The sequence below is a fragment of the Psychrobacter sp. Pi2-1 genome, from assembly GCF_904846645.1.
GTDB lineage: Bacteria > Pseudomonadota > Gammaproteobacteria > Pseudomonadales > Moraxellaceae > Psychrobacter.
The window spans coordinates 475,123-498,655 of the sequence record NZ_CAJHBO010000001.1 but is presented as its reverse complement, the minus strand read 5'-3'; the positions used below and the strand labels follow the sequence as shown (position 1 = coordinate 498,655).

20 protein-coding genes are annotated in these 23,533 nt (G+C 42.6%); 7 read left to right on the top strand and 13 right to left on the bottom strand.

From position 1 onward, the window contains the following. Positions 1–33 precede the first annotated feature (33 nt). The 3 genes from JMX91_RS01900 to ychF all read right to left on the bottom strand — a co-directional run bounded on the left by JMX91_RS01900 (position 34) and on the right by ychF (position 3,559). The gene (locus JMX91_RS01900) at positions 34–1,449 is read right to left on the bottom strand and encodes a deoxyguanosinetriphosphate triphosphohydrolase (RefSeq protein WP_201547427.1); all 1,416 of its coding nucleotides are present in this window, start codon (positions 1,447–1,449) and stop codon (positions 34–36) included. A 274-nt stretch (positions 1,450–1,723) separates the two neighbouring features. Then, the gene (locus JMX91_RS01895; RefSeq protein WP_201547426.1) at positions 1,724–2,338 is read right to left on the bottom strand and encodes a hypothetical protein; all 615 of its coding nucleotides are present in this window, start codon (positions 2,336–2,338) and stop codon (positions 1,724–1,726) included. Between the two features lie 129 nt (positions 2,339–2,467). Continuing rightward, entirely contained in the window at positions 2,468–3,559 is a 1,092-nt protein-coding gene (gene ychF, locus JMX91_RS01890) for a redox-regulated ATPase YchF (RefSeq protein ID WP_201547425.1), read from the bottom strand. Between the two features lie 409 nt (positions 3,560–3,968). Between ychF and JMX91_RS01885 the strand changes: the two genes are divergently transcribed. The 3 genes from JMX91_RS01885 to JMX91_RS01875 all read left to right on the top strand — a co-directional run bounded on the left by JMX91_RS01885 (position 3,969) and on the right by JMX91_RS01875 (position 8,266). After that, entirely contained in the window at positions 3,969–6,173 is a 2,205-nt protein-coding gene (locus JMX91_RS01885; RefSeq protein ID WP_201547424.1) for an ATP-dependent helicase, read from the top strand. Positions 6,174–6,516: 343 nt separating this feature from the next. Then, complete coding sequence (locus JMX91_RS01880) at positions 6,517–7,764, top strand: NAD(P)/FAD-dependent oxidoreductase (RefSeq protein WP_201547423.1); 1,248 nt, start codon at positions 6,517–6,519, stop codon at positions 7,762–7,764. Between the two features lie 163 nt (positions 7,765–7,927). Then, positions 7,928–8,266 carry a RidA family protein gene (locus tag JMX91_RS01875; RefSeq protein ID WP_055124581.1) on the top strand — a complete coding sequence of 113 codons (339 nt, stop codon included), beginning with the start codon at positions 7,928–7,930 and terminating at the stop codon, positions 8,264–8,266. Between the two features lie 188 nt (positions 8,267–8,454). Here the strand turns inward: JMX91_RS01875 and JMX91_RS01870 are convergent, their stop codons facing one another. Continuing rightward, positions 8,455–9,267, bottom strand: coding sequence for an enoyl-CoA hydratase (locus JMX91_RS01870; protein ID WP_201547422.1), 813 nt, complete (start codon positions 9,265–9,267; stop codon positions 8,455–8,457). A gap of 189 nt (positions 9,268–9,456) precedes the next feature. Continuing rightward, positions 9,457–9,957: a lactoylglutathione lyase family protein gene (locus JMX91_RS01865; protein ID WP_101205448.1), complete on the bottom strand. Its 501-nt coding sequence runs from the start codon at positions 9,955–9,957 to the stop codon at positions 9,457–9,459. A gap of 108 nt (positions 9,958–10,065) precedes the next feature. Between JMX91_RS01865 and JMX91_RS01860 the strand changes: the two genes are divergently transcribed. Continuing rightward, positions 10,066–10,935 (top strand): LysR family transcriptional regulator, encoded by an 870-nt coding sequence (locus JMX91_RS01860; protein WP_201547421.1) that lies wholly within the window; start codon positions 10,066–10,068, stop codon positions 10,933–10,935. A gap of 111 nt (positions 10,936–11,046) precedes the next feature. On the opposite strand, the gene JMX91_RS01855 is transcribed toward JMX91_RS01860, so the two are convergent. The 8 genes from JMX91_RS01855 to ppsA all read right to left on the bottom strand — a co-directional run bounded on the left by JMX91_RS01855 (position 11,047) and on the right by ppsA (position 19,666). Further along, positions 11,047–12,183: a glycerate kinase gene (locus tag JMX91_RS01855; protein ID WP_201547420.1), complete on the bottom strand. Its 1,137-nt coding sequence runs from the start codon at positions 12,181–12,183 to the stop codon at positions 11,047–11,049. 112 nt (positions 12,184–12,295) lie between these two features. Then, entirely contained in the window at positions 12,296–13,654 is a 1,359-nt protein-coding gene (locus JMX91_RS01850; RefSeq protein ID WP_201547419.1) for a GntP family permease, read from the bottom strand. Between the two features lie 469 nt (positions 13,655–14,123). Next, positions 14,124–14,363, bottom strand: a complete 240-nt coding sequence (locus JMX91_RS01845; RefSeq protein WP_179798876.1) for a hypothetical protein — start codon at positions 14,361–14,363, stop codon at positions 14,124–14,126. Between the two features lie 354 nt (positions 14,364–14,717). Further along, a complete protein-coding gene (rplI, locus tag JMX91_RS01840) occupies positions 14,718–15,224 on the bottom strand; it encodes a 50S ribosomal protein L9 (protein WP_057759378.1) in 507 nt (168 codons plus the stop codon). A 20-nt stretch (positions 15,225–15,244) separates the two neighbouring features. After that, positions 15,245–15,475 (bottom strand): 30S ribosomal protein S18, encoded by a 231-nt coding sequence (gene rpsR, locus JMX91_RS01835; RefSeq protein WP_010198808.1) that lies wholly within the window; start codon positions 15,473–15,475, stop codon positions 15,245–15,247. A gap of 16 nt (positions 15,476–15,491) precedes the next feature. Further along, complete coding sequence (rpsF, locus tag JMX91_RS01830; RefSeq protein ID WP_101205443.1) at positions 15,492–15,896, bottom strand: 30S ribosomal protein S6; 405 nt, start codon at positions 15,894–15,896, stop codon at positions 15,492–15,494. Between the two features lie 290 nt (positions 15,897–16,186). Further along, entirely contained in the window at positions 16,187–17,167 is a 981-nt protein-coding gene (locus tag JMX91_RS01825) for an RDD family protein (RefSeq protein WP_201547418.1), read from the bottom strand. 114 nt (positions 17,168–17,281) lie between these two features. Then, a complete protein-coding gene (gene ppsA / locus JMX91_RS01820; protein ID WP_201547417.1) occupies positions 17,282–19,666 on the bottom strand; it encodes a phosphoenolpyruvate synthase in 2,385 nt (794 codons plus the stop codon). 689 nt (positions 19,667–20,355) lie between these two features. Between ppsA and JMX91_RS01815 the strand changes: the two genes are divergently transcribed. The 3 genes from JMX91_RS01815 (at position 20,356) to sthA (ending at position 23,533) form a co-directional block, all read left to right on the top strand. Further along, the gene (locus tag JMX91_RS01815) at positions 20,356–21,252 is read left to right on the top strand and encodes a pyruvate, water dikinase regulatory protein (RefSeq protein WP_101205440.1); all 897 of its coding nucleotides are present in this window, start codon (positions 20,356–20,358) and stop codon (positions 21,250–21,252) included. Between the two features lie 129 nt (positions 21,253–21,381). Then, positions 21,382–21,783: a DUF4377 domain-containing protein gene (locus tag JMX91_RS01810; RefSeq protein WP_201547416.1), complete on the top strand. Its 402-nt coding sequence runs from the start codon at positions 21,382–21,384 to the stop codon at positions 21,781–21,783. A 100-nt stretch (positions 21,784–21,883) separates the two neighbouring features. After that, complete coding sequence (sthA, locus tag JMX91_RS01805) at positions 21,884–23,533, top strand: Si-specific NAD(P)(+) transhydrogenase (RefSeq protein WP_227679199.1); 1,650 nt, start codon at positions 21,884–21,886, stop codon at positions 23,531–23,533.

Here is a 23,533-nt window from a genome sequence, read left to right as displayed (position 1 = left end):
TTCGTGTTAATTTACTAAACCTTCATTGGTCTTTTAAACCACTGTGCCCCAATGACCCTGCAATTCTTGTGCCAGCCGATAGGCTTCATGGTCATTCATACCTGTAATAAAATCCAAAATATTTAAGACATTATGATAGATGTCGTCGGATAATATGCGGCGATGTTCGTCAAGATGCGGCTGTAGCAATCTTAACAGACGTTGCTGCTCAAAAGACATCGGCGGCTGCGTAGTGGCAGAGTTAGAGCCAGTCCAAGCGAGCGGCATAAAGGCATTCAATAGGCTATGCAAGCATTGATTGGCCATCAGCTCCATTCTTACTTTGCTCGGATGATTAAATATTTTTTCGCGTGCCAGTTGCTTAGCTTGATTAATACCACTTTGTACGCTGGTATCGCAATGGGCAAATAGGCTGCCTTGCAACGTGCCAGCTAGCAATGCATCACTGTTGGCTACAAAGGCATCGGTGACGGTATTGACCAAACGCATCATGGCTCGTGCCCGCAGGGAGGCGAGACTTTGTCTGACAGACATATGCGCTGGCAAGTTTACGCTACTCGGACGTTCACCAATCAGCTCATAAAATATCGTGGCAACTTCGGCATAGGTTAGCATATTCAGATTGATGCCATCTTCTAAATCGATTAGCGCATAACAGATGTCATCTGCCGCTTCTAGCAAGTAAGCCAATGGATGGCGCGCAAAGCCATCGTGTTGCTCTGAGCGCGGTAAGTGCAAACACGCAGCTAACTCTTCTAACTGAGAAGCCTCGCTATAAAAGCAGCCAAATTTTTGCACGTTATAATGGTTGTCATTGACATCGTTACTGTGAGTTGCCAACCACGGATACTTCATAAAGGCGCCTAGCGTGGCACAGGTGAGCCGCATACCACCCTTGTCAGGGTGATGCTCATTACGTGCCAATAGGCGAAACCCTTGAGCATTACCCTCGTATGCCAGTAAGTCCAGTCGCTCGTTGCTGCTTAAATTTTGCAAAATTGCTTGCGGTTCAGGCTGCTTAAACCAATCACGAATCGCATACTCTCCAGCGTGGCCAAAAGGCGGATTGCCAATGTCATGAGCGAGACAAGCTGCTTGTACGATCACACCGACGTCTGCTGGTGAAACTCCTGCTGGTAGGCCGCTACTTAGTGCGTCATGAATTTTTTCGGCGGCCATCATTCCCAAAGAGCGACCAATAGAAGAAACTTCTAGCGAATGAGTCAGGCGCGTATGAATACCGAGCTGATTGGTCAATGGATGGACTTGGGTTTTCTGATTTAACTGGCGAAAAGAGTGAGAAAATACCAGTCTGTCATAGTCTTTGTGAAACTGAGAACGAGTACTGGTATTGGCGTTAAATTTTTTGGAAGCACCAAGACGCTGTGAGTTGAGAAGATGTGACCATTGTGTGGTAGGGGACGACAAGGAGGTTGGTTTATTTAGCATATTGAAACATCCGGAACCAAGGGAGCCTCTAGCATAGCAAAATAGCGCCCTTGGTACAGCTATATAGTCAGAGAACTACTAAACGGCTACGGTGTTACCCTCCTTAGAAGTGCTATTTTTACAATCTGTAGTCGGCTGCCTTGTACCCATTTTAGACTTCTTTGACTAGAGTTAATGCCCTATAAACTGTATACGGTGCCAGTTTCGCTTAGCCTGCTATTGGTAGTACTTTCACTCGCCTTGCTTATATCCAAATCATATTGAATCAACTATATTAAGACTTTTGACAGTTAAAAAGTACGTCTTCCTTGTCGATAGCTACATCGCTGTCCAGTGTCTTCTTGAGCAATGTCGCCTTGTCTCCATTTACTTGCCATATGATGCCGTGGGTATCGTCTAATCCGATATCGCTGGTATAGATGCCTTTATCAGCATCAGTGTCACTATCAGCGGTAGCTGTCAAATCGTATTCGATACCATCGATGAGCAAATGTGCTGTCTGTGGTGTACTGTCGCTATGATAAGAAACGCCGATAGTAGCAGTAGGCTCACAAGAGAAAGGAGTGCTGTTGCTGGCATGAGCTGCATGATCGTGACCTGCGTGCGCATGTTCCTCGTGGCTATAACTTTCATGATCGTGTCCTTCATGATTAGGCCCTTCATAATCGTGTTCCATATCACTATGTTCTTCGTGGCCGTGATCTTCATGCTCTTTATTGTCATGCATTTCATGACCTTGTTCATGCTCGGCGTGATTATCTACTGGTACTTTTTCAGATACTACTGCATCGGTATCGCTGTTTGGCTGACAGCCTAGTAAAGAGCCTGCCATCACACTACCTAATATAGTAATACCCGCAAGTCTAGAAAAAGAAAAATAATTAGTCACAGTTATGAACCCTAAAATAAGCAAAATAAAGATATGTTATAATATAACAATACATAGGTAAAATAAAGCCGATGATGGAGAATATCCAACATCGGCTAATTAACTTTAAATAAGCTGTACTATTTAAAGTTACACGTTAAATCTAAAGTGCATCACGTCGCCATCTTGTACGATGTAAGTCTTACCTTCCAAACGCGATTTACCAGCAGCAGCAGCGCCTTTTTCACCGTTGTATTCAATAAAGTCGTCATACGCAATGACTTCAGCACGAATAAAGCCGCGCTCAAAATCAGTATGAATCACGCCAGCTGCTTGCGGCGCTGTCGCACCAATAGCGACAGTCCAAGCACGTACTTCTTTTACGCCAGCGGTAAAGTAAGTCTGCATATCCAGTAAGTCATAGCCACCACGGATTACTTGGTCAAGACCGGCTTCTTCCATGTCCATTTCAGCTAAGAAGTCTTTTTTATCGTCTTCATCGAGCTGAGCAATTTCAGATTCGATCTGATTGCATAGCGCGATGACGATAGAGTCTTCACCCGTGGCATAGTCACGAACAGCGTCAAGGTATGGGTTATTTTCAAAACCATCTTCAGAGACGTTAGCGATATACATGGTTGGCTTTAGCGTGATTAGACCATAGCTTCTGATCAGTTTTTTCTCATCAGCGTCTAGATTAGCTGCACGAGCCGCTTTACCTTCTGCTAATAATGGTTCAACTTTTTTGAACACATCAAGCAATGCTTGCGCGTCCTTATCACCACCTTTAGCCTTTTTGGTTTGGTTGTGGATTGCGCGCTCAACAGCTTCTAAATCTGCAAGTGCCAGTTCAGTGTTGATAGTTTCGATATCATCAATCGGGCTAACGCGGCCATCAACGTGTACCACATTGTCATCATCAAAACAGCGTACAACGTGAGCAATCGCATCGGTCTCACGGATGTTGGCTAGGAATTGGTTACCCATACCTTCGCCTTTTGACGCGCCTGCGACCAAACCTGCAATATCAACAAACTCCATGGTCGTTGGTAGAACGCGTTCAGGATTGACGATATCAGCCAGTTGCTTTAGGCGTGGGTCTGGTACTGGCACGATACCCGTGTTGGGATCTTTGGTACAAAATGGAAAGTTTTCAGCGGCGATACCCGCTTTGGTCAACGCATTAAACAAGGTGGATTTACCCACATTTGGTAGGCCGACGATGCCGCAATTAAAACCCATAACATTCTCTCAATGTATTAATAAAATCAGTTGGTATAAAGTTTGGTTAAATGATAAATCAAAATTGGGCACATTGTAGCAAATTTACCTGAATAGGGGTGAGGTTGTTACGGTATATGCTCAGGTTTTTACTCGATGACAATATGCATCTTTACGATAAAAACAGGTCATATTAGGAGCTTAAAAATGAATAAGGCGAATCAATACGAGTGATACATGGCTTATGTGAGCCGATAAACCCTATTTTTTAATATGCTAAACTGTCACGTATAGATAAGGGCTTAAAGTTCACGTAAATTCAGCACATATATTCTGTCAATTTTAGCAAATCATACTTATTCTAAAGCTATAAACAGTCAGACATAAGCTGATAATATCGCCAAAATAAAATGTAAGGCAATTTTAGACAATGACAACCTCGATTTTTGACACACGCCACTATAAATACCCGCAGAACTTCCTTGAAATGAAGCCTAAACTGACTCGACTTGAGCAGGCTATTAAAAAGCTAGAAGCAAATTTAATTGATACTGATGAGACGACAAATATTAAGTTGTTAAAGCAGAGGCTAGATAGTGGTTTGGGGTTAAAGGTCGATTATGCCAGAGAGTTAAATCCCGATCAGTTAATGGCCGCGACTACGATCGAAGGCAAAGTATTGGTCATTGCTGGTGCAGGTTCGGGCAAGACCAAAACCTTGACCTATCGGACCAGCTATCTATTGGAAAACGGGGTGTCGCCTAAAGAGATTTTGCTACTAACCTTCACGCGTAAAGCCGCCAATGAAATAAAAGATCGAGCTAAGTCCTTGCTAGCTAGCAGTCTTTTAAATCAAGAACTATCAGATGAAGAGTTGGCTGAGGATAAGCTGCCAACTGATAAAGCATTAAATAGCATCACTAGTGGTACTTTTCACTCGTTTTGTAATATGTTACTACGTCAATATTCAGGGCTACTCGGTATCAATCCAAGGTTTACCATTTTGGATACGGGTGATAGTGAGGACGCTATCGACTTGGTGCACAAAGAAAAAAAGTATCCTGCTCAGACCAAGTCACAAGCCTTTCCACGCAAAAAAACGCTGCAAAATATCATCTCGACGTCTAGAAATAGACGTATACAAATTCGTGACTTAATCGAAAGTAACTACCCAGATATTGCCGTGCATATTCCTATCATCGAGCAGCTGGCAGTTGACTTTCATGAGTATAAGCGCGCCAATCACTTATATGATTTTGACGATATCATCAGCCAAGTAGTGCGTCATTTGAAGACCAATGATACCTTTCGACAGCTACTGCAAAGCCAGTATCGTTATATTATGGTTGATGAATATCAAGACACTAATATTCCGCAAAAGCAGCTAATTGACTTAATATGTGAGCCTGAGTCGGTATCGCTGATGGTAGTCGGTGACGACAATCAAAGCATCTATGCCTTTCGCGGTGCCAATTATGAAAACATTCTGCTGTTCGGTGAGACTTATCCTCATGCCAAACTTATTAAGCTTGAGCAAAACTATCGCAGCTCACCGTCCGTTTTAAACTATATCAATGCGTTGTCCGCGCAAATCACGCTAGGCTATCAAAAGCAGCTGTATTCTGATGCGCCAATAGAAGGACACAAGCCAGTATTTCGACGACTCAGTGATGAGCCAAAAGAAGCGGGCTATATCACTGATAAGATTGTCGCGCTTAAGCCAGAGTATGACTACAACGACTTTGCGGTATTATGCCGTACGTCTTTTCAGTCCAATTACGTACAGCTAGAGTTTATGGCGCGCAATATTCCCTTTATCGTCGTGGGTGGTATCAAGTTCATTGAAAGACGTCATATCAAAGACGTATTGGCCTTTGTCAAAATACTCTATAACCCAAATGACACAATTGCTTGGCATCGTATTTTAACTTTGTTTAAAGGGGTGGGTGCAGTGACGGCGACGCGCTTAACCCAAGCCATTACTGCTGACAATAATGCATTTGAATCCTTACTAGCAGCGCCTTTTGCAAAAAAGAGCAATCAGCTAGAACCTCTATATCATGCGCTTACCAAGGCACAGCAAGCTGAATCGGTCGAGACAGCCATTGAACATATTCTTGAGTTTTATATTCCAGTGTTAAAGCTGATTGAAGATAATTGGCGTGAGCGTACCGAAGATTTTCGGGTGCTAAAGAACTTAGCGACAGAGCACACAAGCCTTGATAGCTTTTTAGAAAATCTCGCTTTAGACCCACCTAATGATTCGGTTGCTGTGATGGGCAATTTGGATAATGGACAAGACAGTAGCAATGACAAAGTTACTATCTCGACTATTCATAGTGCTAAGGGACTTGAGTGGCCAGTAGTGTTTGTTAACTCATTGGTAGATGGCATCACGCCGCATCATCGTTCTTTAGATGACTTTGAAGCATTAGAAGAAGAGCGTAAGCTGTTTTATGTTGCTTGTAGTCGTGCGAAGACGCAGTTATATCTGACAGCACCAAATTACTTTTCTAGTTATTCTGGATATTTTGATAAGCCGTCACGTTTTATCGCTGAGCTATCTGCGGATGAGGTCACGGTTGAAACGACAAGGCGAACCATGATAGAAGACGATGATCCCATTTGGTGGTAATACTTTAAGTTTAGTTGATTATCCAATCAATTAAACATAAGCTAATAAGGCTATGCAGTAATATAGATAAGTGAGCTGTCGAATACTTGAGTATTTTATAACTAAAAACATTGGATAATTTGACGCTATTTTCCCTAAAATTGTTACTGGATTATTGCTCAAAGCCAGTATTATTCCTATCAAAAATACCTTCTCAAAAACCCCATAACCAAAAGTATGTGACGCGAAAATATTTCTCAGATAAGGGTTTCAAATTTATCCTAATGCGTTACTATTACCACCTAATTTGGTTAGACCCTTATATTTGATACTCTGTATTAACACCCTAAGAAAAGGATAGGTTATGCGCTACGAAGTTATCGTTATCGGTGCAGGTATGGTTGGCACGTCAATCGCGTGGCATCTACAAAAAAATAACTCAAATGTATTATTGTTAGACAAAAAATTGCCAGGGTCAGAGACCTCATATGGCAATGCAGGATTGATTCAGCGCGAAGCCATTCATACACATCCTTTTCCTCGTCAGCTGACAGAAATGATCAGAGTGTTACCAAACCAAGGTACCGATATTCGCTATCGTATTCCGGCCATTTTACGTTATCACCAAGCCCTGCTTCAGTACTGGAAATACTCTACACCTGCTTCAGTCAAAAAGATTGAATCAGAATGGCAGACGCTGATTGAGCATTGTACCAGTGAGCACCAAACCATGATTAGCGCTTCTGGTGCTGACGAGCTCATTACTCGTGATGGTTGGTTGCAATTGCATCGCTCGGAAGAGACGTTTAAAGAAGCACAAGTATCAGCCATCGACGCACGTAACCAAGGTGTTGAGCATAACGTACTAAACCTTGAAGAGCTCAAAGCAATGGAGCCTAGCGCCAATTTTGAAGGTTTCGTTGGCGCGATTCATTGGAAAAACTCTTGGCAAGTATCAAACCCAAGCTCGCTAGTAAAAGCATACGCGAAAAACTTCCAAGATATGCAAGGTACGATAAAAGAAAGCGATGTGAAAGAAATCGTTCAAGATGGCGAAGGCTGGAAAGTTATCACTGATAACGATACCTACTATAGTGATAAATTGGTTATCGCAGCAGGCCCATGGTCTAATGATTTGATCAGACCACTTGGCTATAACTTGCCATTGTTCCCAATGCGCGGCTATCATCAGCATTTCAAAGTGACAGAAAAGAACACCATCAATCACAGTATGTTTGATATGGACAAAGGTTTTGTGATGGGGCCGATGCAGCAGGGTATCCGTATCACCACTGGTGCTGAGATGACCACAATGAATGCGCCAAAGAACTTTGGTCAGTTAAAAACTGTATTGAAGCTAGCCAAAAAAATCTTGCCACTAGAAGATGCGGTTGAGAGTGAAGCATGGGCAGGCTCACGTCCTTGTATGCCTGATATGAAGCCAGTAATCGGTCCTGCAGACAAGCATGACAAACTATGGTTTGCATTTGGTCACAGTCATCAAGGCTTTACCTTAGGTCCAATGACAGGTCGTCTGGTTGAAGAGATTATTCACGATAAGCCTACATTGGTCGATCTTGCACCATTTAGTGCCCAGCGTTTTTCTAACTAAGCGCGCATCTGATATATAGTTGATCCAATTTAAGAGCGGTACAAGGCAACCGAGTGCAGATGTATATGTCATACTTCAAGCGAGGTTAACGCTGTAACGCTTTTATAGTGGATTGACTATAGTTAGCACAGACTTAAATTAATAAATGAAAGGTATAGACATGATTAAGAAGCTACACAGCAATCAACGTATGAGCAAAACCGTAATCCATAACCAAACTATCTATTTGTGTGGTCAGGTAGGTAACGCAGAAGACGATATCAAAGCGCAAACATTAACTTGCTTAGAAAAAATCCAAACGTTGCTAGAAGAAGTTGGTAGCGACAAATCAAAGCTACTATCAGTCACGGTTTGGATCAAAGACATGGCTGATTTTGCTGCTATGAATGAAGTTTATGACCAGTGGTTTGAAGGTATTCAGCCACCAGCGCGCGCTTGTGGTGAGTCAGCATTGGCACGTCCTGAGCTATTGGTTGAAATGATCGCCATCGCCGCTGAGTAAAGACTGCTCCTAGTACCTATAGCACCTGTATTAAATAGAAATGAAAAAGGCCATGATAATGATATCGTGGCCTTTTTTATGCTTCGCAATAAGCCAACTCGATTATTGAAAAGAAATATGCTAGCTTTTTAATCCAAGCACACGCCGTATAACGTCAGCGAAGCAATACAGTGATTACATTATAGGAATTAGCACCCTTTCCATACCGCTTGGCGTTTCTCAATAAACGCATCAATCCCTTCGCTCACATCATCCGCCATCATGTTGCAAGTCATCACGTCACTGGCATAGTCATAAGCGTCTTCGAGGTTCATGCTCAGCTGCTTATAAAACATATCTTTGCCAGTTTTTACTGCTACTGGAGACTTGGCAGTGATTGCTGTTATCAGTGATTGTAGTGTTTGATCGAGTTGCTCTGCTGGCGCAACTCGATTGATCAATCCATATTGTAAGGCAGTATGCGCATCGATAAATTCACCTGTGATTAACATCTCAAATGCTTGCTTACGGGGTAAATTACGACTGACGGCAACGGCAGGCGTAGAGCAAAAAAGTCCAACGTTTATCCCAGAAGTAGCAAATTTTGCATTGTCAGCGGCAACGGCTAAGTCACAAGCTGCGACCAGCTGACATCCTGCGGCTGTGGCAACGCCTTGTACTTTTGCGATAACGACTTGTGGCATACAGTTGATGGTAAGCATCATTTTGCTACATTGCTGGAATAGGGCACGATGAAATGCTTCATCATCGTTTGCGCGCATTTGTTTTAGATTGTGACCAGCACAGAATGCCTTGCCTGTCGCTTGAATAACCACCACTCTGATCGTATCGTCTTGAGCGATATTGTCCAGTTCTGCTTGCATGGCAGATAGTACTTCAACGGACAGGGCATTGAATTGTTTGGGTTGGTTTAAGGTGAGCGTGACGACGCCACTTTCTTTATTGTCTTCTCTAATAACCAGAAGGTCGTCTAGGTCTAAAGTAACGTCAGATTGAGTCATTTATCATCCTTGATAATGGGTTATTTGATTTGGCTAATGCTACTATTTATAAAGCTATATAAATAGTAGCATGGCCCATATTCTATACAATAGATGGAGCACATAGAAAGCACACAAAAAAATAGCGCACTCAGGTGATGAGTACGCTATTGGTTTTTTAGTTAGATATAAGCTGCATTTATGATGAGCTTAGTATGCGCCTTCGCTATAGATAAGCTCGTAGCTGTGGCTATAAATTTCAACAATATTACCGAACGGGTCTTCCATATAGATCATGCGGTAAGGTTTTTCGCCAGGGTAGTAGTAGCGTGGTTTTTCCATACGCTTTTTGCCACCTGCGGCAACCATACGCTCAGCCAGTTCTTCAACATTTGGATCCTGAACGCAGAAGTGAAAGATACCTGTTTTCCAATATTCAAAGTTGTTTTCAGGGTTTTCTTGATTTTTGAATTCAAAAATCTCGACGCCGATACGGTCACCAGTAGACAAGTGAGCGATGCGGAAGCTGCCCCAACCTGCACCAAATACTTCAGTACACATCTCACCAATCGGGCTGTCATCTTCGACAATCTCAGTTGGTTCCATGATGGTGTACCAGCCCATCACTTCAGTATAAAATTTCACGGCTGCATCTAGGTCAGGGACTGAAAGACCGATGTGCGAAAAGCTTCTTGGATAAACGTTGTTCATAGCTTGTGCTCCTGTTTGATGTGCGTTTTCTTTAACGTGGAACCAGTATACAAATGCACCGTCATTATGTAAAATTATCAAATATTATATAAATAATTATGAAACGTAATGATAAATATCACATGGTTAAGCACCTTTTGCACGCTTGCTGAAGTTGGGCACTTTACTCGTACGGCTGAACGTCTATATATGACGCAGTCTGGTGTGAGCCAACACATAAGTAAGTTAGAGGAGCAACTAGATACGGACTTGTTGATTCGACAAGGAAAGCAGTTTTCATTGACCAATGCAGGTAAGCAGCTTTATAAAGAAGCAGGCGAGATATTGCAGCGATTATCGAATTTAGAACAGCGCATCGGTGAAGATCCGCCTTATGAAGGATTGGTGCGTTTGATGTCACCGGGTAGTGTGGGCCTAAAGCTATATCCGCAGCTTTTGGCACTACAGCAGCAGCATCCAAAACTAGTCATTGATTACCGCTTTGCACCAAATTCTGATATTGAACGGGCGCTGGCAAATCACGAGATTGATATTGGCTTTATGACGGATATCTCAGATGATGAAACGGTTAGCTGTAAACCTATGGCGCAAGAAGCATTGATACTAGTAACCCCTGCGGCTACAGTGGAGCCTAGCTGGGAGCAGCTTATCGAGCTTGGATTTATCGATCATCCAGATGGCGCTCATCATGCAGGCATGCTACTGACTGCCAATTATGAACAATTCCAGCATATCAATGATTTTGAGAAAAAGGGCTTTTCGAATCAGATTGGCCTGATACTAGAGCCCGTCAGCAGGGGAATCGGCTTTACTGTTTTGCCAGCACATGCCGTGGCTGCTTATCCGAAGCCTGAACTGATTAACAGTCATTATCTACCAGTTGCTGTTAGCGAAACGCTATATCTGGCAGTCAGACGACAGCAGGCACTCTCTAATAGAGTGCATACGGTCATTGATAAAGTAAAAAAATGGCTATAGATATGTTGAGAGTGATAAATGCACAGCTAACAAAGGATTAATCGAAAGTTCAATAGCTGTGCGTTTAGTGGAGGAGGTTCATTGATAGATTGCGCCTATGAAAGATTGCATCTATTTTAAAGTCTGCCCAAGTTTGATACTTGCAGCGATATTAGCAGCAGTAGTCTCAATATTGTTATAAGCAGAGCCTAACACGTTATCGATCGTATCTACTTTTTGGATACTTGGCATAACCACATCGAACTGACTGGTCTGAGCAGGTTTGAGTCCATCGACGCTGCCGCAGATAGCGATAATAGGTGTACGGCTAGCCTTAGCGATTTGGCTGATACCGCCTGCCACTTTACCCATGGCGGTTTGCGCATCTAGTTTACCTTCGCCAGTGATGACGAGATCAGCTTCTGCAATATGCTGTGACAGATGAGCCACTTCGGCAACCGTATCAAAGCCTGACTTTAGCTGAGCTTGAAAGAATGTCATCATCGCATAACCAAGACCGCCAGCAGCGCCAGCGCCTTCAACGTATTGACAGTCTTCATAGCCATGCTGTCCACATATGGTCGCAAAGTGACTGAGTGCCTTGTCCAAGGTATTGACTTGCTCTGGACAAGCGCCTTTTTGTGGGCCAAATACTGCGCTTGCACCTAGTAGACCGCATAATGGATTGGTCACATCACAAGCAACTTCAAATACCGTGTCTGATATCTTTGCATGCAGGCTAGTATTATCGAGCTTATGTAAGCTGGCAAGTGCGCCACCACCATGAGTGAGTAGGCTATCATTGATGTCATGAAATGTTATGCCTAGCGCCATTAGCATGCCAAGGCCTGCATCATTGGTTGCGCTACCACCTAGACCGATAACGATACGCTTAGCACCTTCTTCTAACGCATCTTCGATCAGCTCCCCAACACCATAACTACTCGCAATAACAGGATTACGCTCATCGGCTGTTAGTAGATGCAATCCGCACGCTTGAGCCACTTCGATAACAGCGGTCGCGTCAGGCAATAACAGATACTTTGCCGTAATCGGTCTCATCAATGGGTCATGTACTCTGACTTCTTTCCAGCGCCCGCCCAATACATAAGACAATACCGCTGAGGTGCCTTCACCGCCATCCGCCATTGGCAACAGCTTATAGTCAGCATCTGGAAACACTTGGCTAAAACCAGATTGAATGGCGTGGCAAACATCGAGTGCTTCTAGGCTTTCTTTAAACGAGTCAGGGGCGATCAAAATTTTCATACGGCTCTCTTTGAATATCTTAATGACACGATCATTGCGATAGTGTCATGTTTTAAAACATTTATTTAGTAATAATCAAATAAACGTATGTACAAGTACCCAATCTCATGAACTAGATAAATACTAGGGTCAACAACCAGATAAATACGATGCTAGTCACACCTTGGATACCAGTGGCCATTGAATGAGCCTTGTACGCTTGTGCCACGCTCATGCGACTAAACTGGCTCACGATCCAAAAGAAGCTGTCATTGGCATGCGAGATGGTCATGGCACCGGCACCGATTGCCATCACGCAGAACACGCGTCCAAGTTCGCTGTCTAGGCCAATCTGGCTCAATAGTGGGGCAACCATAGCAGAAGTCGTAACCAATGCGACTGTGGTTGAGCCTTGTGCTGTTTTTAGCGCAGCAGAGACGATAAATGGCATGAAGATACCTAAACCCAAGGCCGATAGCGTCGAACCTAAATAATCACCGATCGGTGTTACTTTTAGCATGGCACCAAACGCGCCACCAGCACCAGTGATCAATAGGATAGGGGCTGCCACTACCAAGCCTTGCGAGATACTATCGCTGATTTCTTGCGTTTTTTGGCTTGATTTAATTAAGAAGAACGATAAGAACAAACCGATAAGTAACGCAGTCAATGGGTTACCAATGAATATCAAAATCTCCGCTACCATGCTACTGCCAAATGGTGCGCTTGGGAAATTAGCCACCGACGATAAGCAGATTAATATGATAGGAACGATAATCGGTAAAAACGCCATTGTCGCTGAAGGCAAGTGACTGTAATCGTCACGAGTTTTCATTCCTTCAGGCATTGCGGCTGTAGGAGCATCTACCGCATTGATATTGTCAGGAGTAGCGTTAAGGAAGCGATTAGACCACCACCAACCAGCCAGTACCGCAACTGCTGTCACGACCACACCGACCATAATGACCAAACCTAAGTTTGACTCTAGACCTAAGTTACCTGCCGCTGCGATTGGGCCTGGCGTCGGTGGTACAAATGTGTGGGTGGCATATAGACCAGTAGCCAAGGCAATACTCATCGCGACACTTGATACATGTAGGCGCTCAGCTAAAGACTCTTTTAGAGAGTTCAAGATAATATAGCCAGAGTCACAAAATACAGGTATAGAAACGACTGCACCGACGATAGACATAGTCAAAGTAGGGAAGCGTGGTCCCAATACTTTAATGACGGACTCTGCCATTACAATAGCAGCACCCGTTTTTTCAAGGATTAAGCCAATAATCGTACCAAATACAATCACAAGACCGATATAGCCTAAAATACCACCGAAACCATCAGAAATCGTTTTGGCGACAGTGTTAAGTGGTACTTGATAAAATAGCGCGACCAAAAAAGCAGAGAGAATCAATACTAAAAAGGGATGCCACTTTAGTTTTGCGGTAGCGAAAATAATAAAAAGAATGGTCAGCACAAGCCAAAATACAATCATCACTGTCTCAATATGGTTTATATCTTAATTGATTACCAATGCAAATATAGTCAATTATATCGAGATTAAATACGGTATATAGCTTGCTAAGGCTACTCTGCATAGTGCTTTCACAGGCTTTTACCATGTCTACATTTAAACGATATCGAACCAACTATCTGCATCACTAACGATACGAAATTTTAAAGGGGCATATTTTATAGCAAATAGACGCCGCTAGGAAATAGATTCGTTAAATAGTTGGCGCTGTTGACAAAAAATTGAGAGATACTTAATTTTGGAATGAGAGAAGTTAGTAATAAAACGTCGAAGACGTGTGTGGAAATACTTGTATAACTAGCAATTGCTAATACTTCAAACCAAAAAAACTGGCCATTTATAATGACCAGTTCTTGTCTAAAAAATATTTACCTACCTGAGTAATAATTATTTTTAGGATAGGTATTCTAAGAAGTGCCGTTATTTACAGTTAGGCAATCTTATCAAAGAAAGCTTTGTTATTGGTAGCAGTTGCAGTATCAAAGCTGACGTAAATGCCTTGATCATCCAACGTGGCATACCAATGATCATCGTTGCCACTGGTCAGCAGCTGAAAGTATTTGTCATTGACTATTCTGCCAACTGTATACACCTCACCTTCGGAGTAGTATGCATTACCTTGGGTACAGATAAGCTTGTCATTGGTATGGATGTTATTATTTTCTTTCATGTTCTTGCGCCCTATTAGTACATTAGATAGCAGTAGATTATCAACTCTGCTAGTAGTAATAAAGATGATTATATAGGCAGTATCTTGTTGTTTGGTATAGCGTTTTTAAGGTAGTTGTTGCATTTAGTTACTACAACATTGCATAGATAACACCGCTATCATAGCAATAGATTTTTTGAGAATCCTAAGCTGTTTAGGAATATATAAAATCCTAATTCCTCGAGATAAAAGAGTGCAAGTTAGCAATATAAATAGTCTAAATACATAGACTCTAATGCCAAAAATGACACACGTAAAAAAGCCAGCAACCTAAGTTGCTGGCTTTTTGCAGACTGAGTCTAACTATATAGAAGATTACTCTTCAGAATAGTCTTCTTCAGCAGCTTCTTCGTCAGCTGAATCTTCGTTGTTACCATCTTCAGAAAGAATAGTAACTAAGATGCTAGCAGTAACGTCATGGTGTAGCTGAATATCAACATTGTATTCGCCAACTTGACGTAAAGTGCCTTCAGGTAGCTTGATTTCAGCGCGGTCTACTTCTAGACCTGAGTTAGTCAATGCTTCAGCGATATCGCGAGTACCGATAGAGCCGAATAGCTTGCCTTCGTCACCTGATTTAGCACGCATGATAACATTAACGTCAGTCAATGCGTCAGCACGCTCTTGAGCAACAGCGATCTCTTTTGCTTCTTCAGCTTCAAGTTCAGCACGACGTGCTTCGAACTTTTCAATGTTAGCTTTAGTAGCAGGTAGCGCTTTGCCCTGAGGGATAAGAAAGTTACGTCCGTAACCTGGTTTTACATCGACAGTTTCACCGAGTTTACCAAGGTTGACGATACGCTGTAACAAAATAATTTGCATGAGTCATTCCTAGTTAGCGGTTAACCTTGATGGTTATCAGTGTATGGAAGTAGCGATAAGTAACGAGCTTGCTTGATAGCAGTCGCTAATTGACGCTGATATTTAGTAGATGTACCAGTAATACGGCTTGGTACGATTTTACCATTATCACTAATGTACTGTTTTAGCAATTCAACATCTTTATAGTCGATGTGAGTGATGCCTTCAGCAGTGAAACGGCAGAATTTGCGACGGCGATAGAAACGTGCCATGAGTATTCTCCTTTAATTAGTCTTCACTGTTGTCGTTGTCGTCATTATCGTTTTCACGATTGTCTGGACGACGAGTAGTTGCTTTGCGTGCGCGTTTTTCATCGGCATTCTTGGCTAACTGCGACTCTTCAGTGACAGCTTCGTCACGGCGCATAACTAGACTACGAATGATCGCGTCGTTATAACGGAATAATTCTTCAAGTTCAGCTAAAGTTTCACCGTCAGTTTCAATGTTGAAAAGAACGTAATGAGCTTTGTGAATCTTGTTGATTGGATAAGCCAGTTGACGACGGCCCCAATCTTCTAGACGATGGATAACACCGTTGTTGTCTTGAACTAACTTGATGTAGCGCTCAACCATGCCGACCACTTGGTCGCTTTGGTCTGGGTGTACAAGTAACACCAGTTCGTAATGTCGCATTATGACTCCTTACGGATTAGTAGCTATTAACCCTATGTTAATAGCAAGGAGATTTATAAGGTAAGCCCAATTCTAGTCATATTTTATAAAAAACAATCAAGAATAAGCTTAGTTTATAAAGCGCCGTATTATAACAGTACTCGGCAACTAACACAAAGGTTAATCACCAAGCTACTGTCAATAAAATATAAAAAGAGACTAAATAAGCTTTGCTAAATAAAAAAGCCGCGATAGTACGCAGCTTTTTTAAGTGTAACGAGCTATAAAACCAATAGCCAAACTAAATACTGTTATTCAGATTTTGACTTCTTTGCCAATTGGCTACTGTCTGCTTTGACGACTAAGGTTTTGGCAAGTTTGTCATGCCAACCAATATTTTCAGGGCTTTTAGATGCCATGTAGTAATGGATAGCGATAATCACAAAGCCTAAAAAGCTGGTAAACGAAAACAGTAAGTTATAGATAATAAACAACAATAACGTACGTGTACCGATAAGCTTAATAAATGAAGGTAGGCGATGCGTGGTTTGATCCACAACACGAATACCAGTGATCAGCTTGCCTAGCGATTGACCACGCATGGTAATAAATACCAATTGCAAGGCAAATAGCCCAAAGACCATCACCTGTGACATCATCAATGTGCTACTAGGAAGACTTTCCATTAGCGTCATTGAATATTGATAGGCGGCGTCCATATCTTGAATGTTTTGGAACTTGGTATAGTCCACATCCATCTTAGTCAATGCCATTACTAGCGGCAGTATGGCCAATATATAAAGTAGGCCATTCAATGCAGTCGCCAAAATGCGTGACATGATTGGTGCAAGTACCACGTTGCCGACGACTTTATCGTTGTCTGCAACAGCCTTTTTGAGAGTAGACTTGTTTAATGAGACATTGTTGTGCGGCGTTTGATGACGATTGGTTGTCATGTCGGCTTTTACGTTTTTAGGACGTTCAGGTTTGCCATATAGTCTATCTAACGATACTGACTTAGCATCTTTCGCTTTATTGGTATCTTCAGGGAAGACGGTCACGTTATTGATGATAGAGTCGTTTACTTCAGGCGTGTTAGCACTGGTCGGGCGATAAACCGTTTGGTTATTGGTAAGATCACCTACGCGCTGCCACTGGGCTAAGCCTTCATGCCACATCAGATCATCAAGCAATACTTCACCAGATGCCAGCATGATATTCAGCTGCTCCAACTGATATGGGCCAGCTTGTACGTTATTTCGAGCAAGGAAAATCTGCATAATTGCCTGCATAGTTAGTCATGTCTTAGGACATTATATTAGGGTCTATTTGAAAAAATCAAATAGACCCTAATAGTGGTATCTTTAATGACTGTGTGAATGACCGCCGTAATTAAACGCAGCGGTTTACTTCGCTTCTTCACCAGCTAAGAAGAACCAAGTATCTAGTACTGAGTCTGGGTTCAATGACACTGAGCTAATACCTTGCTCCATCAACCAGAACGCTAGATCTGGATGGTCTGATGGACCTTGACCACAGATGCCGACATACTTACCAGCTTTGCGGCAAGCTTCGATAGCCATAGACAATAGTTTCTTAACAGCAGGATCACGCTCATCAAATAGATGTGAGACGATACCTGAGTCACGGTCAAGACCAAGCGTTAACTGAGTCAAATCGTTAGAACCGATTGAGAAACCATCAAAGTACTCTAGGAACTCTTCTGCCAATAGGGCGTTGGTTGGTAGCTCACACATCATGATGACGCGTAGACCATTTTCGCCACGTTTTAGACCATTTTTCTCAAGTAGTTCGATGACTTCTTTGGCTTCGCCGACAGTACGTACGAATGGAATCATGATCTCAACGTTGGTCAAGCCCATGTCATCACGTACACGTTTTAGTGCTTTACACTCAAGCTCAAAACAGTCACGGAAGTTATCAGACACATAACGGCTAGCACCGCGGAAACCAAGCATTGGGTTCTCTTCTGATGGCTCGTATAACTTACCACCAAGCAGGTTAGCGTATTCGTTTGATTTGAAATCTGACATACGAACGATCACTGGCTGATCCATAAAGGCAACAGCTAGGGTTGAGATACCTTCGACCAATTTGTCAACATAGAAGTCAACAGGTGACGCATAGCCTGCGATACGCTCTTGGATTGCTTGCGCAATTTCACGTGGCAAGCTGTTCATGTTTAGCAAAGCTTTTGGATGCACACCAATCATACGGTTGATGATGAACTCTAGACGTGCAAGACCGATACCTTCGTTTGGCATTTGGGTAAATGAGAATGCGCGATCTGGGTTACCAACGTTCATCATCACTTTGAATGCAAGCTCTGGCATAGATTCAACAGAGTTAGTCTGTACTTCAAAATCAATCTGGCTTTCGTAGATGAAACCAGTATCACCTTCAGCACAAGAAGCAGTTACGTCTTGACCATCAACCAATAGCTCAGTTGCGTTACCACAACCAACGATAGCTGGCACACCTAGCTCACGCGCGATAATAGCAGCGTGACAAGTACGGCCACCACGGTTGGTGATGATAGCAGAAGCGCGCTTCATAACTGGCTCCCAATCCGGATCAGTCATGTCTGATACGAGTACGTCGCCTTCTTCTACTTTGTCCATCTCGTTTAGGTTGCTAACGATACGCACTTTACCTGAACCGATACGCTGACCGATTGAACGACCTTCACACAATACTTTTGCGCCAGTCGTGTCGATGACATAACGCTCCATTACGTTGCTGTCTTGACGGCTCTTAACAGTCTCAGGACGTGCTTGAACGATAAAGATTTCGTTAGTATCGCCATCTTTTGCCCACTCGATATCCATCGCTTGGCCATAATGCTGTTCAATCGTTACCGCTTGCTTGGCAAGTGAGGTTAGCTCTTCAGTAGATAAAGAGAACTGCATGCGATCTTGTTTTTCAACATCAACGGTTTTAACTGATTTAGCCGTGCTACCTTCATCACCATAAACCATTTTCTTATGCTTGCTACCTAGGTTACGACGAATAACTGACGGCTTACCATTGGCTAGCAATTTCTTAGAGATATAGAACTCATCTGGGTTAACCGCACCCTGTACAACCATTTCACCTAAGCCATAGCTTGAGGTGATGAATACCACTTGATCAAAGCCACTTTCGGTATCTAGCGTAAACATAACACCAGCAGCACCAGTCTCTGAACGTACCATACGCTGTACAGCAGCAGATAGTGCAACGCCTTCATGCTCAAAACCTTTATGTACACGGTAAGAGATTGCACGGTCGTTATATAGAGAGGCAAATACTTCTTTAATAGCAATTAGGACGTTATCAATACCGCGAATGTTCAAGAAGGTTTCTTGTTGACCGGCAAATGATGCATCTGGCAAATCTTCAGCAGTGGCAGAAGAACGTACAGCAACAGCGATGTCTTCGCCGCCACTCATGGTTTCAAATGATTGACGTACTTCTTGCTCAAGATCTTTTGGCAGTTCTTGTTCAATAATCCAAGTACGAATCTTTTTACCAGTAGCGGCAAGCTTATTAACATCGTTTACATCTAGTGTTTTTAGCTCGCTGTTGATTTTGTCAAGCAAGCCCGTTTCAGTCAAAAAGCGGTTGAATGCATTTGAAGTGGTGGCAAAGCCGCCTGGAACACTAACGCCTAAATCAGAAAGATGGCTGATCATTTCGCCAAGCGAAGCGTTCTTACCACCAACCATTTCGATGTCGTCTTTTCCTAGCTGATCAAGATTGATTACAAGTGCTGTAGATTGCGCTGCCATGATAACTCCAGAAAATAAGGTTATTTAGTAAAGATTATAACGGTGAATTATACCGCCATATTAGGACAATTTCGAGGGTTTTCACCAAAAAACTTGTTAAAAATATACAAATTGTGGGGTTTGCTACATAAATTAGGGCCAGTCCGATCAGGTTTCGTATTTACTCGGATGAAAAATATCATTGTTAGTGACGATGTTATGCGCTTTCAAAAGCCAATTACTGCATAAAATAGATGCATTCAAATAAGCCATATTTAGAGTATTTCCATCATTTATGTTTCAATCTTATGTTCCTATATAGAAGGTGCCATTAAAAACGTCTTAATAAGAAGTGGGTTGGCTATGACGATAAGATGAACTAAGTGTACGCCTGTAACATTGATTTCTATTAAGAGGCTAATATGCGTATAATGTAGCGCATAGATAGTTGATGCACATTGCATGATAAATGTGCGGTATAGCTGCTAAAAAAAGGCTCGTTTGAAGTAGGCAGTTATAAAGCCTAGTTATACGAGTTATAAAGGCAACTATAAAAATCTAAGTAAAAGTCACGCTATTAATAATAGTCGAAGTAATGCTATTAATAGTTAATAATAGATAAGTGTTTACCAAGTCTGAATTATTACTAAGATCTATACCAAAAACTAAATGAAGGTCACTATTGAGTTTTCAACCGAGGTGTCAACGATATGTACTCAAGCAATCCATCTGAACAAGTTAAGTCCACTATCCAAAATCGCCATGCGCTAAACTTGGACAGCTCACAAGCCATTAGAACGGCGTTTTTTATCTCAGATGGCACAGCGATTACGGCTGAGACACTTGGACGCGCTATTTTGAGTCAGTTTGCCTCGGTTCCTTTTGAGACAAGAGTATTGCCATACGTCGATAGCTTAGAGCGTGCGGAAGATGCAGTTGAACAAATAAATATGGCGTATCAGCGCGATGGGTCGTTGCCATTGGTTTTCGATACGATTGTCAATCCTGAAATTCGTGAAAAGATCAACTCAGCACACAGCTGTAACTTAGATATGTATGAAGGTCTGATTGGTCGTGTTGCAGAAGAGACTGGTGTGGAGCCAGATGGTCATTCAGGGCATGCACATGATGATGTCGATTCTGAAACCTATAAAGAGCGGATCGACGCAGTGCATTTTGCCTTAGACAATGACGATGGCGCGCGTACTCGTCACTATAATGCAGCCGATATTATTTTGGTGGGTGTGTCGCGCTCTGGTAAGACGCCGACTTCTTTATACTTAGCGTTACAATTCGGTATTCGAGCGGCTAACTATCCTTTGACCGAAGATGATTTGTACGACAATCAGTTGCCGAAAGCATTACGTGAGCATAAAGATAAGCTGTTTGGTTTGCTCATCGATACTGATCGCTTGGTAAAAATCCGTCAAGAGCGCCGTGCAGGCAGCCGTTATTCAAGCTATCAGCAATGTCAGCAAGAGCAGCGCGCGATTCAGGGTATTTATATCACGCATGGTATCCCGAGCTTAGATGTATCAGAAATGTCTGTTGAAGAGATTGCCACGCGTATCTTGCAGATGACAGGTCTCAAACGCCGTATTGGGTAGTGAATGTTAGCTTACACAGTATCTGTTCAATCAGTATAAATAAGTGCTCGAGTAGCTTTAATAAATGCGCAAAAAACACTAATTACCATACATCATTTCATCCTAGATAATTATCATATAGAGAATATTATGATTTCAGCCTATCAATCTATAAAGCCATCGTTGTTGATGGCAGGTTTAATCAGTGCAGCGACTTTACTGAGTGCTTGTCAAACATCTCCATTTGCAAAGGATCCAGTACCTGAGCCGCGCTATATTCCAAGTATCGTATTGGGAGAAGCGCAAACACTGACCGTCATGCCAAACCGTGTTGCTTGTGCTTCAGAATTGCCAATGCAATGCCTACTTGCTAAGTCTAAAGACGGTAGCGTGTTTCAGATTCCTTATGACTGGATCGACGATTTCAAACCAGCCCTTGGTACAGAGTACATCATTAGCGCCCGCCCGCAGATTGATGAAGGACAACAGAGCGCTACTGGTCATTGGACATTGCAAAACATACTGTCACAACGTATGGTGGGCATGCCTTAGTAGGGCGATACTCAGTCATCTACATGATACAAACTCATCTACATATTGATTCATTTATATCTCAAACATTTACTCGATAAATAAATATAAAGAGGACATCATGGTAAGTAAAAGTGCAAGCGACGAGACCAACGATACTAGTAAAGATATTCATACCGAAGTATCAAATAAATCTAGCGGACACGTGCCAAGCCCTGAACATACCGAAGGTAAGAACAAACAAGAAAAGATAGAGCAGACCCACGAGCAAGTGACTGATGATGTCATGCACTATCCTGATCTAGTGAATCCGCTCGATGACACACGAATCGATATTAAATCTGGCTTTACCAAAGACTCTCGCCGTCTAAAAAGTGACGATCATGAGTATGAGTATGATGCAGTTGTGTTAGGGGCGGGACCTGCTGGTGAAGCCGCTGCTATGAAGCTGACTAAGTCTGGTAAAAGAGTCGTGGTCGTCGATCCGCGTGATCAAGTAGGGGGTAACTCTACTCACGTTGGTACGATTCCAAGTAAAGCATTGCGCCAATCTGTATTTAACTTGATTAACTTCCGCCGCGATCCAATGTTTACCAAGGCGATGGAATATAAGCAAGTACCGCTAAATGAAGTACTCGCCAAAGCGCGTCAAGTTATTCGTCGTCAAGTCAGTACGCATACACGTTTTTATGAGCGCAATCGTATCGAAGTCATTCAAGGCTGGGCAAGTTTTATTGACGCACATACGCTACGTATTGAAGTCGATGAAAATGTGTACGAAACCATCACTTTTAATAAAGCTATCATTACTGTCGGTAGTCGTCCTTACCGTCCTGAGATTTTAGACTTTAACCATCCACGCGTTTTCGACTCTGACAAAATCTTGCAAATGGATTATGTGGTCAAAAAAATCATCATTTATGGTGCAGGGGTGATTGGTTGTGAGTACGCGTCTATCTTTACTGGTCTTGGCTACAAAGTTGATCTAATCAATAACCAAGATCAGTTGCTTAACTACTTAGACAGCGAAATCAGTGATGCTATCGCGCATGACTTTAGACAGTTCGGTGTGCTTATCCGTAGTAATGAAGAGATTGATCATCTAGAAACTCATGATGATTATGTGGTCTTACACTTAAAGAGCGGCAAGCGCATCAAATCTGATGCCATTCTTTGGTCAAATGGTCGCTCAGGTAACACTGAAGGCTTGAACTTAGACGCCATTGGGCTAAAAGCAAATGGCCGTGGTCAGCTAAAAGTAGATGACACTTACTGTACGGACGTCGACAATATCTATGCTGCTGGTGACGTGATCGGTTGGCCATCACTAGCCTCTGCTGCCTATGACCAAGGTCGCTGTGCCGCTGCCTTTATGGTTGGTGATAGTGATGCCGAGCCAGTATCTAGCGTACCGACGGGTATCTATACGATTCCTGAAATCTCTTGTATCGGTAAGACAGAACAAGAGCTCACGGATGAAAAAGTTCCGTATGAAGTGGGTCAGGCGTTCTTTAAACATCTGGCACGTGCTCAAATCATTGGTGAACGTTCGGGCGTATTAAAGATATTGTTCCATCGTGATACGTTAGAAATTCTAGGTATCCATTGTTATGGTAACCACGCTTCAGAGATTATCCATATCGGTCAAGCAGTGATGAAGTGCAAGAGCAACAATACACTTGAGTACTTTGTAAATACGACTTTCAACTATCCAACGATGGCAGAAGCGTATCGTGTGGCAGCATTGAATGGTTTGAACCGAGTGTTTTAA

Excerpts from the sequence above, each read along its gene's own strand:
- JMX91_RS01870 (WP_201547422.1), bottom strand. The coding sequence starts at position 9,267 with ATGACTCAATCTGACGTTACTTTAGACCTAGACGACCTTCTGGTTATT.
- JMX91_RS01825 (WP_201547418.1), bottom strand. The coding sequence starts at position 17,167 with ATGCAGGCAATTATGCAGATTTTCCTTGCTCGAAATAACGTACAAGCT.
- sthA (WP_227679199.1), top strand. The coding sequence starts at position 21,884 with ATGGTAAGTAAAAGTGCAAGCGACGAGACCAACGATACTAGTAAAGAT.
- rpsR (WP_010198808.1), bottom strand. The coding sequence starts at position 15,475 with ATGGCACGTTTCTATCGCCGTCGCAAATTCTGCCGTTTCACTGCTGAA.
- JMX91_RS01850 (WP_201547419.1), bottom strand. The coding sequence starts at position 13,654 with ATGATTGTATTTTGGCTTGTGCTGACCATTCTTTTTATTATTTTCGCT.
- JMX91_RS01880 (WP_201547423.1), top strand. The coding sequence starts at position 6,517 with ATGCGCTACGAAGTTATCGTTATCGGTGCAGGTATGGTTGGCACGTCA.
- rplI (WP_057759378.1), bottom strand. The coding sequence starts at position 15,224 with ATGCAAATTATTTTGTTACAGCGTATCGTCAACCTTGGTAAACTCGGT.
- ppsA (WP_201547417.1), bottom strand. The coding sequence starts at position 19,666 with ATGGCAGCGCAATCTACAGCACTTGTAATCAATCTTGATCAGCTAGGA.
- JMX91_RS01810 (WP_201547416.1), top strand. The coding sequence starts at position 21,382 with ATGATTTCAGCCTATCAATCTATAAAGCCATCGTTGTTGATGGCAGGT.
- JMX91_RS01860 (WP_201547421.1), top strand. The coding sequence starts at position 10,066 with ATGATAAATATCACATGGTTAAGCACCTTTTGCACGCTTGCTGAAGTT.
- ychF (WP_201547425.1), bottom strand. The coding sequence starts at position 3,559 with ATGGGTTTTAATTGCGGCATCGTCGGCCTACCAAATGTGGGTAAATCC.
- rpsF (WP_101205443.1), bottom strand. The coding sequence starts at position 15,896 with ATGCGACATTACGAACTGGTGTTACTTGTACACCCAGACCAAAGCGAC.
- JMX91_RS01865 (WP_101205448.1), bottom strand. The coding sequence starts at position 9,957 with ATGAACAACGTTTATCCAAGAAGCTTTTCGCACATCGGTCTTTCAGTC.
- JMX91_RS01900 (WP_201547427.1), bottom strand. The coding sequence starts at position 1,449 with ATGCTAAATAAACCAACCTCCTTGTCGTCCCCTACCACACAATGGTCA.
- JMX91_RS01815 (WP_101205440.1), top strand. The coding sequence starts at position 20,356 with ATGTACTCAAGCAATCCATCTGAACAAGTTAAGTCCACTATCCAAAAT.
- JMX91_RS01885 (WP_201547424.1), top strand. The coding sequence starts at position 3,969 with ATGACAACCTCGATTTTTGACACACGCCACTATAAATACCCGCAGAAC.
- JMX91_RS01855 (WP_201547420.1), bottom strand. The coding sequence starts at position 12,183 with ATGAAAATTTTGATCGCCCCTGACTCGTTTAAAGAAAGCCTAGAAGCA.
- JMX91_RS01845 (WP_179798876.1), bottom strand. The coding sequence starts at position 14,363 with ATGAAAGAAAATAATAACATCCATACCAATGACAAGCTTATCTGTACC.